Source organism: Fervidobacterium sp. (assembly GCF_059913585.1).
In genome coordinates this window covers 17975-31794 of the sequence record NZ_DBOLZL010000014.1, presented here as the reverse complement: position 1 = coordinate 31794, position 13820 = coordinate 17975, and the positions used below count along the sequence as shown (strand labels likewise).

General features: G+C 41.4%; 13 protein-coding genes. 7 read left to right on the top strand and 6 right to left on the bottom strand.

The window, feature by feature from the left end:
* Positions 1–12 precede the first annotated feature (12 nt).
* Genes AC3M61_RS04925 through fliY form a run of 7 tightly spaced genes read left to right on the top strand, consistent with a single transcriptional unit; the run spans position 13 to position 6922 of the window.
* Positions 13–2328 carry a flagellar hook-basal body complex protein gene (locus AC3M61_RS04925; protein WP_500779778.1) on the top strand — a complete coding sequence of 772 codons (2316 nt, stop codon included), beginning with the start codon at positions 13–15 and terminating at the stop codon, positions 2326–2328.
* A 38-nt stretch (positions 2329–2366) separates the two neighbouring features.
* The gene (locus AC3M61_RS04920) at positions 2367–2570 is read left to right on the top strand and encodes a flagellar FlbD family protein (protein WP_448377187.1); all 204 of its coding nucleotides are present in this window, start codon (positions 2367–2369) and stop codon (positions 2568–2570) included.
* Positions 2570–3358, top strand: a complete 789-nt coding sequence (locus tag AC3M61_RS04915) for a motility protein A (protein WP_500779777.1) — start codon at positions 2570–2572, stop codon at positions 3356–3358. Before AC3M61_RS04920 ends, AC3M61_RS04915 begins: the two co-directional genes overlap by 1 nt.
* Positions 3358–4230 carry a flagellar motor protein MotB gene (locus AC3M61_RS04910; RefSeq protein WP_500779776.1) on the top strand — a complete coding sequence of 291 codons (873 nt, stop codon included), beginning with the start codon at positions 3358–3360 and terminating at the stop codon, positions 4228–4230. The genes AC3M61_RS04915 and AC3M61_RS04910 overlap by 1 nt, the downstream gene beginning before the upstream one ends.
* Before the next feature lie 29 nt (positions 4231–4259).
* Positions 4260–4787, top strand: coding sequence for a flagellar basal body-associated FliL family protein (locus tag AC3M61_RS04905; RefSeq protein WP_500779775.1), 528 nt, complete (start codon positions 4260–4262; stop codon positions 4785–4787).
* A 36-nt stretch (positions 4788–4823) separates the two neighbouring features.
* Entirely contained in the window at positions 4824–5825 is a 1002-nt protein-coding gene (gene fliM / locus AC3M61_RS04900; RefSeq protein WP_500779774.1) for a flagellar motor switch protein FliM, read from the top strand.
* Positions 5822–6922: a flagellar motor switch phosphatase FliY gene (gene fliY / locus AC3M61_RS04895; protein ID WP_500779773.1), complete on the top strand. Its 1101-nt coding sequence runs from the start codon at positions 5822–5824 to the stop codon at positions 6920–6922. The genes fliM and fliY overlap by 4 nt, the downstream gene beginning before the upstream one ends.
* A 59-nt stretch (positions 6923–6981) precedes the next feature.
* Here the strand turns inward: fliY and AC3M61_RS04890 are convergent, their stop codons facing one another.
* The 6 genes from AC3M61_RS04890 to uvrA are packed head-to-tail and all read right to left on the bottom strand — an operon-like array spanning position 6982 to position 13817.
* Positions 6982–8295, bottom strand: coding sequence for a GH1 family beta-glucosidase (locus tag AC3M61_RS04890; protein WP_500780015.1), 1314 nt, complete (start codon positions 8293–8295; stop codon positions 6982–6984).
* Positions 8295–8867, bottom strand: coding sequence for a Gx transporter family protein (locus AC3M61_RS04885; protein ID WP_500779772.1), 573 nt, complete (start codon positions 8865–8867; stop codon positions 8295–8297). Before AC3M61_RS04885 ends, AC3M61_RS04890 begins: the two co-directional genes overlap by 1 nt.
* Complete coding sequence (locus AC3M61_RS04880) at positions 8786–9184, bottom strand: NusG domain II-containing protein (protein WP_500779771.1); 399 nt, start codon at positions 9182–9184, stop codon at positions 8786–8788. Before AC3M61_RS04880 ends, AC3M61_RS04885 begins: the two co-directional genes overlap by 82 nt.
* 3 nt (positions 9185–9187) lie before the next feature.
* Entirely contained in the window at positions 9188–10384 is a 1197-nt protein-coding gene (gene hutI, locus AC3M61_RS04875) for an imidazolonepropionase (RefSeq protein ID WP_500779770.1), read from the bottom strand.
* On the bottom strand, positions 10381–11007 hold the full coding sequence (gene rdgB / locus AC3M61_RS04870) for an RdgB/HAM1 family non-canonical purine NTP pyrophosphatase (RefSeq protein WP_500779769.1): 627 nt from the start codon (positions 11005–11007) through the stop codon (positions 10381–10383). Before rdgB ends, hutI begins: the two co-directional genes overlap by 4 nt.
* Entirely contained in the window at positions 11004–13817 is a 2814-nt protein-coding gene (uvrA, locus tag AC3M61_RS04865; protein WP_500779768.1) for an excinuclease ABC subunit UvrA, read from the bottom strand. The genes rdgB and uvrA overlap by 4 nt, the downstream gene beginning before the upstream one ends.
* Positions 13818–13820 lie beyond the last annotated feature (3 nt).

Genomic DNA, 13820 nt, shown 5'->3' with positions numbered 1-13820 from the left:
GGGTGAGGATATATGATGAGGTCTCTTTACAGTGGTGTTTCTGGACTTCAGGGTTTCCAGCAAGAGATTGACGTTGTAAGCAACAACATTGCGAACGTTAATACGATAGGTTTCAAAGGTGCAAGGGTCACCTATGCGACTAACTTTTCCCAAATTCTTGATATTTCCAGAAGGGCAACTGATAGAACAGGTGGAACAAACCCAAAACAAATTGGTTATGGTATTCGTGTTGCATCCATTGACAAAATAATGAATCAGGGAAGCTTCCAAAACACTGGAAAGAAAACAGATTTGGCAATCCAAGGTGAAGGATTCTTTATCCTTTCCAATGGTCAGAGATATTTTTACACAAGGGCAGGTAACTTTGACTTAGACCTTAATGGAACCATCGTTCAACCGACAACAGGTCTGAAACTCCAAGGATGGGTTGCAGAAGTAGACCCCACAAGTGGAAGAAGATACGTTGATACCAACAAACCAATAGGTAGTATCCAAATATCAGCAGGTCTCAGCATGGCTGCAAAACAGACATCGAGAATGACACTGGCAGGAAACCTTGATGCAAGGGTAGGACCTGAGAAGTTTGTTATTGCGATAAATGGATACGGTGGTAGGACAATTAACACAAAAGTCACCTTTGAAAGAGACTTCGGAGGACTCCAGGATACGTTCAGTGATTATCAAATATATCTTGGTAAGATAGATGCAAACTTGGATGATAAGATTGATGGAAAGATATACATAAAATTTGACAAATTTGGGAATGTCGTGAGTGCTGGTGCCATTAAACAAAAACTTTCTGGAACAGCTTCAAGTGGTACTATTACGCTTACAGAACCAATCCAACAGCAAGATGGAAATTATTTGTTCATTATAAGGGATAGCGAAGGAAGAATAGTTGATACACTTTCTCGAAACGTGCTCAATGGAAACGTCACAGAGGCAATCGCCAGTGAAAAACTTATTGACGGGCAAACTTACTTTGTGGAAATAGCAGCTTCTACCCAAGAAGTGGCTCCGCTTGATTTAGAACTTGATAGTGCAAACGTTGCATCAACCATTGCAGGCCAACTTACGAGAAACTATACAGTTCAATATGTTGTTGAAAACCTTGATGGAACATTAGTTACTGGGATTGCCCCGCAAGACATAAACAGTGCAGGAACACAGAGTTTAACAGATGCAAATCTTGTTGCAGGTAGGCAATACAGGGTACGTGTAATTGTTAATGGAAAAACGCTTGGTTCAGAAGTTGTGACAGCAATTGACGATGGCGGAAATGGTAAAATAAGCTTTGAATATACACAGGGAAAATATGGAGTTGTGAGAGTGATTAGAGATTCAGTTACTGGGGATGCAATTGGAACATACAATGTGCTTTTGTTAAACGGAGATAACACGATATACGATGCAAATCTTTTAAGTGGAAATTCATATCAAGACATTGTGTACCAACCGGCAAAGGTTGACCAGTTAACTATTCCAGGCGCTGGTGAACCAAGGTTCTACGAAGCTGATAATCCGACCAACTTCTCTGTTGTTTCGTTCAAATCACCGTTCTATACAACATCAACTCAAGTTTACGATTCGCTTGGAAATCCATACACGTTATACATCGATTTTGTCAAACTAGCATCAGTTTACGGCGATAAAGAGAATGTTTGGGCGTTCAGGATTAGAAGTGCAACAGGGGAGAACATAAAATACCTTTCAAACTACGATACAGGCACTGAGATTACCGGTGGTAGCTTTGGTGTATTAAGGTTCGACAAAACAGGAAGACTACTTGGAGTTAATTCCTTCGACCCAAACACTGGTCGCATATCTGAGGGCGAAAACATTGATGCCATCATGTTCAATGCTGGTGAAAATGGTGATGGTATTGTAAAAATAAAGCTCGATATGAACAGCATGACACAATTTGCCGCACTTGCAGATGCATTTGTTAAATCACAAGACGGTAACGCTCAAGGAGTGCTTGAATCATTCTCAATTTCTGAAAACGGAGACATAATTGGTTCCTTCACCAACGGTCTGGTTGACGTGCTTGGAAAAGTTGCACTTGCAACATTCAATAACCCGGCAGGATTACTCGAACTTGGCAATTCACTCTATGGAGAAAGTGCAAACAGCGGAACAGCACGTATTGGTCAACCGGGCAAGGGTGGGTTTGGTTCCCTTGTTGCAGGTGCACTTGAAATGTCCAACGTAGACCTTTCCGAAGAGTTCACAAAACTCATAATTGCCCAAAGAGGTTTCCAAGCAAACGCAAGAACGATAACCACAGCTGACCAAATACTCCAAGAAGTGGTTAATCTCAGAAGATAATCGGGTAAAATAATCTGAAACCCATAGGGGTGAAAAAGTTGATAAAACTGACAGGACTGAACGGGAAAGAGTTCTACTTAAATGCTGAATATATAGAAAAAATTGAAGCCAACCCAGACACCACTATAACCTTATACAATGGTAAAAAATACATAGTTCTTGAACCTGTTCAAGAAGTCGTTAATCGAATCATGGAATACAAAAAGAAGATATTCTTACCTCCGATGGTAGGTGAGGAATAATGGATATAACCGTTTTACTAGGCGTCGTTCTAGGTTTTGGTATGATGGTGTATGGTATTATCAGCGGAGCTGGTGATTTCGCTACATTCATTAATATCCCTTCCGTAATTATAACTGTTGGTGGTGCAGTTTCCGCTGCTATAACCGCAAACAAAAAGAACGTAGTTTTTGGTATTGTTAAAGTTATAATGGGAGCTATCAAAGAACCAAAAATTGATTATGTCGGAACCCTAAGAACGCTTGTGTCGTTTTCAGAAAAGGCAAGAAGAGAAGGTTTGCTATCGCTTGAAGCGAATTTGGAAGAAATTCAGGATCCGTTTTTGAAAAAAGCAGTGCAGTTAGTTGTTGATGGAACTGAGCCAGAAGTTCTGAGGTCCATGATGGAGATAGAAATTGAGATGGCAACAGCTGAAATGATGGATCAAAAAGGATTTTTCGACGCTCTGGGAACCTTTGGTCCAGCATTTGGAATGATAGGAACTCTGGTCGGGCTTATCCAGATGCTTAAGAGTTTGAACAACCCAGAAACACTGGGACCGTCTATGGCGGTTGCACTCATAACCACGCTGTATGGTTCTATTCTTGCCAATATCGTGGGGCTTCCGGTAGCCGAAAAAATAGCAAGACGTGCGGCGGATTTGGAACTTGCCAGAAGGATGATTTTGGAAGGTGTGTTGTCTATTCAGGCTGGAGAAAACCCAAGGGTGCTTGAAGAAAAGCTGAAATCGTATCTACCAAGCGCCGAAAAGGTTAAGTACGAAGCACAAGTTCAGGGAGCTGGTGCCTAATGGCGAAAAAGCAGAAGTGTGTTTGCCCCTCGGTACCAGCGTGGTTGAATACATATGGAGATATGGTCACTCTGCTTCTTACGTTCTTTGTCCTTTTGTTTTCAATGTCGAGCTTGAGCCCAGGAAAGTTTCAACAGGTGGTAGTTGGATTGACATTAGCTTTAAGTGGAAATCCCCCAAGTGTCTTAACTGGTGGGCAGACAATGAGCGAGGAAGCGCTTATATCTTCAAAGCCAGGGGTTTATCAGGAACTACTGAGAATCTCTGAAGAATACAAGGGCAAGGTAACAATTGAAGAACGAGACGAAGGAACACTTATCACATTGACTAATTTTAAGATTTTCGAAACGGGAAGTGCGAGACTAACAGCTGAAGCTAAGGAAATAATTGAAAAACTGGGCGCTATAATTCTGGAGCACACATCAAACATCATAGAAGTTAGAGGCTACGCTGATGACAGGCCAACAACTCCAGACTCCATTTATCCATCGAACTGGCACCTGAGCAGTGCACGGGCTTCTTCAGTAGTGAATTTCATGCTAACGGAATTAAAGCAAAAAAGGTATGCGTTGAGGTATGCAGAAATAAGGTCAGGCTTATTCGATATCGATTATTTCTATTCGCCTGATAGGTTTGTTCCGATAGGAAAAGGTGATGTCGATGTAAACAAAGAATTGAAATCTATAAAGGCAAACTACGACTACGACATGTCAAAACTACAAAATGACTATGAAAGTGGTAAAATATCTACAGAGGAATACCAGAGACAGCGAACAGAGCTTACCCAGAAATACTATAGAGACGTTGAGCAAACACGTGCAAAATATAGGAAAATAGAAATCGTAATCAAGAGAGAAACTAAGGGATACTGATAAATTAAGAAAGCTAAGGAGGGCGAAGTATGCCTGAAGAAGTTGAACAACAGCAAGAGCAAGCTAAGAAGAAAGGCGGTTTAATGGACTTAATAAAGATGATAGTAATCCCATTAGTTATTTCACTTGTTGTAAGTTTGGTTGTTTTCTTTATGCTTGGTTCGAATAAGCAACCAAGTCAAACCCAGCAAGAACAATCAGCTGTCGCTGCGGCACCAGTCCAGATAAAGGCAGTTGTTATTGCCCAAGGTAAGTATCAAACCTTTATGCTTAAAGGTGGAAGGGATGTTGTGGTTGTAGATTCTTTAACCTTGCTTGTTGGTAGTGAACCTTGCAGAGCGGCTGTAGCTGAAAAGAATGATGAGATAATGGACGCACTTGCAACCATATTCTTGAGCAAAGAGCGTTTTGACCTTGTAACTCCAGCGGGTTTAGACTTATTAAAAAAGCAAATCAGGGAAGCTGTAAACCAGATTACCGGGTTTACTGGCGAGAAAGAAAAATTTGGAGTTTTGAACGTTTACATATACATAAAAGCAATAAGCACAGTCCAGTAATAATATCACAATCCCTTTAACGGGAGGTTGTTGGTTTTGCCGGATGTACTGAGCCAGGAAGAAATAGACCGATTGTTGGCGGCACTTTCGCAAGGAGAAGTTAACATCGAAGAAGTGAAAAAAGAGGGCGAAGAAAAAAAGATTCGCACGTATGATTTTTTGCGTCCTCAGAAGTTCTCGAAAGAACAAATTAGAACCGTTCAGATGATACATGAAAACTTTGCACGAAGTGTATCTACGTATTTATCTGGTAAATTAAGATCCTTCACCTCGGTAAATGTTGTCGGTATAGACCAGCTTACCTACGATGAATACATGAAATCCATAGGTAACCCGTCTTTCATAACCATATTCACGGCAAGAGAATTGGTGGGTAGCGCAATATTCAATATGAGCTTAGAAATATTTTACGGTATTTTGGATGTTCTACTTGGCGGACCTGGTGAACCTGGCGATGTCAAAAGAATCCCAACAGAAATCGAAATGGGGATAATTAAAAAGGAAGTTGTAAACCTACTTACCGCACTTTCCCAAGCTTGGATGTCCGTTCACCCGTTTATTCCTGTTGTTGAATCTACAGAAACAAACCCACAGTTCGTCCAGATAGTTCCCAGTAGCGAAATGGTCTTAGCAATTACGTTCTTTGTAAGTTTTGGAAAAGTGGAAGGTTACATGAGTCTTTGCTGGCCCTCTTCTGTTATAGAGCCAATAGGAGAAAAACTCACAACACAGAGTTGGTTCAAAGTAAAGCAAAAGGAGATAACAGAAGAACACGTTGGAAAGCTTAAGGAAAATTTGCAAAGAACGAAGATAGATGTTATTGCAATCATTGGTGAAACTGTGCTGACCTTGGGTGAAATATTAACACTTGAGGTTGGCGACGTAATAAGGTTGAAGGAACACTACGATGAACCGATAAGAGTAGAAGTGAACGGTCGAACAAAATTCTTAGGCAAACCTGGTCAGTACAAGGGGAACTATGCTGTAAAGATTACAGAAGTGATAGAAGAGCCTAAAGAGGAAGGTGAAGAAGCATGATAGCAGATGACTTCCTAAGCCAAGAAGAATTAGATGCGTTACTCAAGCAAGTTGTGCAAGATGATGGACTTTCAGATATTGAAAAATCAATGGTGGGCGAAGTTGGAAATATAATCCTTGGTGCGGGTGCAACTGCGCTATCTAACATTTTGGGCAGAAAAGTGGACATTTCAACACCAGAAGTTGAAGTTATGACACTCAGCGAATTAAGAAAAGGTATAAGCGGTGAGAAGGTTTGTGTAACGATACATTTTGAAGGCGAAGTAGAGGGCTTGACTGCGATGGTTCTTGAAAAACAGTTGGCAGCTGAAATCGCTGATATAATGATGGGTGGTCTCGGTAAGCCAGAGAGTGATGAACTTGACGAGTTCAAGCTTAGTGCCGTTGGCGAGGCCATGAACCAAATGATGGGTTCAGCTGCTACTTCACTTTCCGATATGATAAAAAAGCCCGTTAGTATCACGCCACCGACGACGGAGATTCTAAATTTCGATGACCAGAGCGTGAAGTTTCCACCGATAGGCGATGAAAACGACAAAGTTGCAAAAGCAACGTTTACAATGACCATCGAAGAATTGAAACCTGCTAAGTTCTTTTTGGCAATGTCTATCCCGTTTGTCAAAAAACTATATGAATTGATATTCGGTGCACCGACTGTTGAACAAAAGCAATCAGGCGTATCAGTTCCAGAAACAGTTCAGACTTCCACTTCAACGGCTACAACTTTTGTTCCACCTACTCCAAAGAGAGAAGAAAAGCAAGCGGTTGCAGCAAGACCTGTCCAATTTGAAGATTTCGGAAAAACTCAGCAGCCATCCGAAAAACCCCAAGTTTTGGATGAAAGACTCCAGTTGCTCTTTGATGTGCCGTTAAATGTTACCGTTGAACTTGGACGCACAAAGCTCACTTTGAAAGAAATTATGGAACTTGGCGTGGGGTCTCTCATAGAATTGGATAAACTTACGGGAGAACCTGTGGATATCTACGTAAACAACAAATTGATTGCACGTGGAGAAGTTGTTGTCATTGATGAAAACTTCGGTGTGCGTATTACAGAGATAGTGAATCCTAAAGAAAGGCTTTACAGCTTAAAATAAGAACATTAAGCCCATCCCACAAAAGAAGCCCCTTTCGGGGCTTCTTTTCTTTCGAACTTTTAAGATTTTAGAAATTCCTTCAACCACAACGCTGAATCTTTCAGTATCCTTTTTTGTGTATTGTAGTCTACGTAGATTATACCGAAGCGTTTTGAGTATCCGTATGCCCACTCGAAGTTGTCCATCAATGACCAAATGAAGTAACCTTTCAAATCAACACCTGCATTGATTGCTTCAAGTGCTTTTTCAAAGTGCTTTTCCAAATATTCAATTCGGTAGTTATCATGAACTCTACCATTTTCCAACTTATCAGGTCCAGCCATCCCGTTCTCTGTTATATAAAGCGGTAGTTTATATCTTTCCTTAAGATAGACCAGCATATCAAATAAGCCTTGCGGGTAGATTTCCCATCCCATTTCGGTCTTCGGAAGGTCGCCTTGCACATACGAAAATCCAAGTGGGTTGTTCATATCAAAAACGACAAGTGTTCTTGTGTAGTAATTCACACCAAAGAAGTCAATGGGGGTTGAAATAATGTTCATATCGCTATCGGGAACCTGCAACCCTTTTTCCGTATAAAGTGCAACTGCTTCTTCGGGATATTTACCGAAAACAACAGGGTCATGGAACCATGCATTAACAAACTTATCAACAAGACTGGCAACCAAGAAACTTTCAGGTTTCGCATCGCCTGGCTCTATTTTCATTACAACGTTGGTCAAGCCAACTTTTCCATCCTTTACTTCTTCTCTAAACGCTTGAACAGCATGCCCGTGTGCCCTCAACAGGTTGTGTGCTGCACTTATTGCTTCTTGTAGATTTTGATGACCCGGGGCATGCTCTCCTGTGTAGTAACCCAAGAAAGAAGAACACCACGGCTCGTTCAGTGTAATCCAATGTTTCACACGGTCACCGAGTTCGTTGAACATAAACGTTGCGTATGCTCTGAAATAAAGTGCTATATCAGGGTTGAGCCATCCACCTTTTTCATAGAGTGCGTAGGGTAAGTCCCAGTGATAGAGGGTTATGAATGGTACGATATCATTCTTCAAAAGTTCGTCAACAAGTCTGTTGTAGAAGTCCACACCCTTTTGGTTGATGTTCTTCCCATCTGGCATGACTCTGGGCCAGGAGATAGAAAACCTGTAAGCATCTAAACCTATTTCTTTCATCAACTGGATATCTTCCTTGTATCGATGGTAATGGTCACACGCAACGTCTCCTGTGTCGCCGTTCAAGGTTTTGCCAGGCGTGTGTGAAAAGACATCCCAAATTGATGGCCCTCTACCATCCTCGTTTGCTGCACCCTCAATTTGGTATGCTGCCGTAGCCGTTCCGAAGATAAAATCTTTTGGAAAATCGGACCTTCTTATCATTTTTCCACCTCCTGGTTTAGTTCAAAATTTTCCACAATACTATGCGTTTTCACAGCCAAGAAAGCATTCGCAAACGCACTGAATGTACCTAACGTCATCACTACTGGTAGGAAGATGAAAATAGCTTTTGAACCGATTAAGAAACTGCCGATGGCGAACTGCACTAAATTGTTTGTCACCATCCCCAGAAAGCTTATTCCAAATACACTTAAGAAGTTGAACTTTGAGAGAAAACTTTGCACTATCGCAGATGCCACACTGCCGAAAAAACCCATGAAAAACCCCGGAGTAAATATGGTGCCAGAAAGAATAGAACCGAGCAGAGATTTAGAAACGGAAAGAACCACCGCGTCTGAAAGACCTGAAAAAACAGACATATACAACACTAAGAAATTTGAGAACCCCCACTTACCCCCCGGTACAGGAAATGGTATTAAACCTTCGACAACATATACTACGCTGCTCAATGCAATCATCAGCCCAAAAACTACCACGTTTCTACGTCTACTTCTTTCTTTTCTTTTTTCTCGTCTGTCTTGAACTCTATTATCATTCTGTTTGGCACGCAAATTATACTCCCTCCTGGTCCTATCTTCCCTGTTTTTTCGCAAATCTTATCTGGACAATCCGAATCGGTAACCCAGGCCTTATTTCCATCGAAGTGTAATGTTGTAACGTACTTTCCTTCTTGGTTTCTTATTATGAATTCGCCAGGTTCTTCGACCTTGAACACCTCTTCACCTTGGATTCTCACAGAAAGTGTTTTCTTCCCTGGGACATTACCATGGTTGTGTCCAAGGCGGAAAAAATACCAGCCTATTCCAAGAAGAATTGCAATTGTAACAAAGGCAATATCAGTTACTTTAAGGAATTTCCTCCCAGCCATGATTTAAAGGACCATCCTTCCGTCTATAAAAACATGCTCCACAAAATTCTCTTGCCACATGTATGGAATGTCCAGAAATTCTGGAGTTTTCCAGAGCACCAAATCTGCGGGATACCCTGGTCTCACAATCCCGGAAGTAAAGCCAAGTAAATATGCTGAATTAGCCGTGTAAGCTGTTAGTATCTCTTCTGGTTCCATTTTCAAAAATCTTATTGCAAGGTGCATTACAAAACTTGGCATAAAAATGGGAGAAGAGCCTGGGTTGAAGTCAGAGCCAAGAGCTACTGGTATACCTGCATCGATTATTTCTCTTGCCGGTGCAAACGCTTCACCGAGATAAAAGCTCGTGTTTGGCATTAGCGTAACGATAGTCCGACTTTTCGCTATTTCCTCGATGTCCTCTTTTGTAACTTTCAAAACATGGTCAACACTGACAGCATCAAGTTGTGCACCGAACCTGGCAGCTCCGACGTTCTCTATTTCATCAGCATGCAACCGAATTTTAAAACCAAGTGATTTAGCAAAATTAAAGAACTCTCCAATCTCATCGGGAAGGTATGCACCTTTATCGCAGAACACATCTACAAAATCAGCAAGGTTCTTTTCTGAAATATCTTTGAGTAATTCTTTCATTTCGACAATGTAATCTGTGACAGATTTATCCTTTGGTCTTGCGTGTAAACCGAGGAACGTAGCTGTAATCTTGTTTGCAAGTGTATCCTTGAGTCGTCTTATTACTCTCAGCTGCTTCATTTCATTTTCCTTATCCAGTCCATACCCACTTTTGCATTCAATTCCAATTACACCGTGTTTTGTGAATTCTTTAATATATCGAACGGAAACATCGTAAAGCTCATCTTCGTTAGTTTGTTTTACTAGAGTTGAAGTGTAATGTATGCCTCCGCCGGCTTGCAAAATCTCAAGGTAAGTTTTTCCACGGGCTCTCATGTAAAACTCTCTTGCACGCGAACCAACGAATGGGATATGAGTATGCGCGTCGAAAAGACCAGGGGTAACAAGCTTAGCTTTTATATCTGCACTTTTGTGTGGGCGTAAATCTTTGATTTGACCATCTTCAATAACGATATCTTTATCCACATATTCTTCGACCCTCTTCATGTCCAAACCTCTTATGGGAGGTTCAAAGACCGGGGTCAAAATCCTTTCAGCGTGTATGACAAATCCTTTTCCGTTGCTCATATTCCAATCTCCCCAACTTTCATCAGAGTATCGAACAACTTTTTAAACGCCACACTCCTGTGGCTTATGTGCTTTTTCACCTCTTCACCGAGCTCACCAAAGGTCTTGTCGTAGCCTTTTGGGATAAATATGGGGTCATAGCCGAAACCTTTGTTTCCGCGTATTTCTCGACTGATGGTCCCTTCAACGTATCCTTCTACAGAAATCAAGAAATTCTTGATAGGATTGAAATATGTAGCAGCGCACACAAACCTTGCACTTCGTTCTTCGTAATTTCTCATCAACTGAAGAATACTTTCCATCTTTTCAACATAACTTGCACCTTCCAGATATCTGGCGCTCATAACTCCGGGAAAACCACCCAACACGTCTATGGAAAGGCCAGAATCATCGGCTATTACCGGCTGACCTATTTCCTTTCCATATTCAAGTGCTTTGATGATTGAATTTTCAATGAACGTTTCACCGGTCTCTTCAACATCCATCTCCCAGTTCACTGTTTCGAGTTCTACAAATTCTGGGACAACAAGTTTTATCTCTTCGATTTTGTGCTTGTTCTTTGATGCAACGTAGATTTTTACCTTTTCTTGACTTGCAGGTTTTGCACTGTTCAAACCGTTCACGATGCTTCCCCCTCATCACAGCATAACAAAGTAGGTATTGTGTATGTGGAGTCATTTGAATCTGAAAATATCATCCTTAAGTATTTTCCAGTCCATGAACTTTCAACCTTTGCGACTTCTTCTGGTGTGCCTGTTGCAACAACGTATCCACCTTTATCTCCACCCTCAGGTCCGAGGTCTATAATATAGTCAGCGGACTTTATAACGTCCAGGTTATGTTCAATAACAACCACGGTGTTTCCTTTATCAACAAGTCTATTAAGCACTTCTATTAACTTCTTTACATCATCAAAGTGTAGTCCAACTGTTGGCTCATCCAATATGTACAATGTTCTTCCCGTAGCTTTTTTTCGCAATTCCGAAGCCAGTTTAACTCTTTGAGCCTCTCCACCGGAAAGCGTTGTTGCGGGCTGACCTAATTTAATGTAACCAAGACCAACATCTGATAGAACTTGCAATGTTTCCCTAATAGTCGGGATATTTTGGAAAAATTCAAGCGCTTCATCGACAGTCATGTCTAAAACATCTGCGATATTTTTCCCCTTGTAGGTGACTTCCAAAGTTTCGGAATTGTACCTTTTACCTTTACATACCTCACATTCTACATAAACTTCTGGTAAGAACATCATCTCAATCTTTACAACACCTTGCCCTCCGCAAGCCTCACACCTTCCACCCTTAACATTAAAACTGAACCTTCCCTTATCATACCCGCGTGCTTTTGCTTCCGGAGTCATTGCAAACAACTCCCTAATTGCATCGAATACTTTGGTGTAGGTTGCAGGGTTACTGCGCGGTGTTCTACCAATTGGCGATTGGTCAATAGCGATGATTTTGTCGATGTTTTCAAGTCCTTCTATCCTGTCATGTTCTCCCACTTCGTATCGGGTTTTGTGGAGTTTGTTTGCTATAGCAGGGTAAAGGGTGTCGATAATCAACGAACTTTTACCAGAACCACTCACGCCGGTAACGCATATGAAGGTCCCAAGTGGAAATTCAACAGTTATATTCTTCAAATTGTTATGCCGTGCACCAATTATCCGTATGAACTTCCCATTTCCCTTTCTTCTGGACTTAGGTACCTCTATTTTCAACTTTCCGGAAAGATACTTCCCAGTAAGCGACTCTTCGCATCTTAAAAGGCCATCCAAAGTTCCAGAATAAACAATTTGTCCGCCGTTTACACCTGCTCGAGGTCCAACATCTACAACGTAATCCGCGCTCCGTATAACCTCTTCATCGTGTTCAACAACAAGCACGGTGTTTCCCAAATCTCTCAGTTCTTTGAGCATAGATATCAATCTGTCGTTATCTCTCTGGTGCAATCCGATGGTTGGTTCATCGAGTACGTATATTACGCCAGTCAGTCTTGAGCCTATCTGTGTCGCGAGTCTGATTCTTTGCGCTTCTCCTCCAGAAAGTGTGCGCACATTTCTTGAAAGACTTAGATAACCCAATCCTACCTGTTCTAAGAAATCTAAGCGTTTCTCTATCTCGTTTAACAGCTCCTTTACTGCTTCTCTTTGCTTTTCTGAAAGTTCTGCAGGCAACGCCCTGATGATTTCCAGCTCTTTTGATATGGGAAGCTCTGTAAAATCGATGATACTTAGGTCCTTTATCGTGACGCTCAAAGCTTCTTGACGCAATCTTTTTCCTTTACACGTTTGACATGTGCGTTCCACAAAAAAGTTTTCAACTATCCATTCGCGCATTTCTTCCGACGTGTATTCCTCGTATCGTTCCTTTACAAGGGCAACTAATCCCTCAAAATATTCCGTTCCGTACAAAAGTGCCTCTTTAACTTCTTCGGGTTGTTGTTCAAAAGGTTTGGAAGGATCTCCACCGTATTCTCGAACGATTCTTTCGATTCTTCTTGGAAGCCATCCGTCCGCTTTATGTCCTATTCTTAGACCTTGGACAACGGGAATATCTTCTTCAAAAAGGGTGCGTTCATCAACTTCGAGTTTGAAACCCAATCCGTGGCAATCAGGACAAGCACCATATGGTGCGTTGAATGAAAAGAACTTAGGATTAATTTCAGGCATTGAAAAACCACAAGAAAGACAAGAAAGTTTTTCTGAGTAAAGGTGTTCATCGTCATCGGCTCTTACTAAGACAAAACCATTACCCTCTTTGAGGGCGAGTTCAACGGATTGGAACAACCTATGCACGTCGGTACCGGACAGGTCCAACCTATCGATAACTAAATTTATCGTGTGTCTGACATTTTTATTTAATTCCGGAACTTCGTCGAGTCTGTATATCTTTCCATCAACCTCAACCCTTGTGTAACCTTTGTTAAGGAAATTATCGAATTCATCTTTAAATGTGCCTTTCTTTTCTCGTGCGATAGGTGCGAGTATGATAACACGCTTGTTTTGAAAATGCTTTTGTACGTGTATTATAATTTCATCCACTGACATTCTCTGGAGCTCTCTGCCACAATAAGGACAATGTGGAACACCTATCTGCGCATACAACACGCGTAGATAGTCGTAAATTTCAGTAACGGTTCCAACAGTGGACCTAGGGTTGTGGGATACGCTCTTTTGGTCAATTGCTATAGTTGGAGAAAGCCCTTCGATACTATCCACATCGGGCTTTTTTAGCTCACCTATGAACTGTCTTGCGTAAGTAGAAAGACTTTCCAAATAACGTCTTTGCCCTTCGATAAAGATTGTATCCATCGCAAGCGAGCTTTTTCCAGAACCAGACAACCCAGTGATAACAACAAGCTTGTTCTTTGGGATTTCAACGTCAATATTCTTTAAATTATGCACACGCGCACCTTTGACAATTATCTTATCCATCGA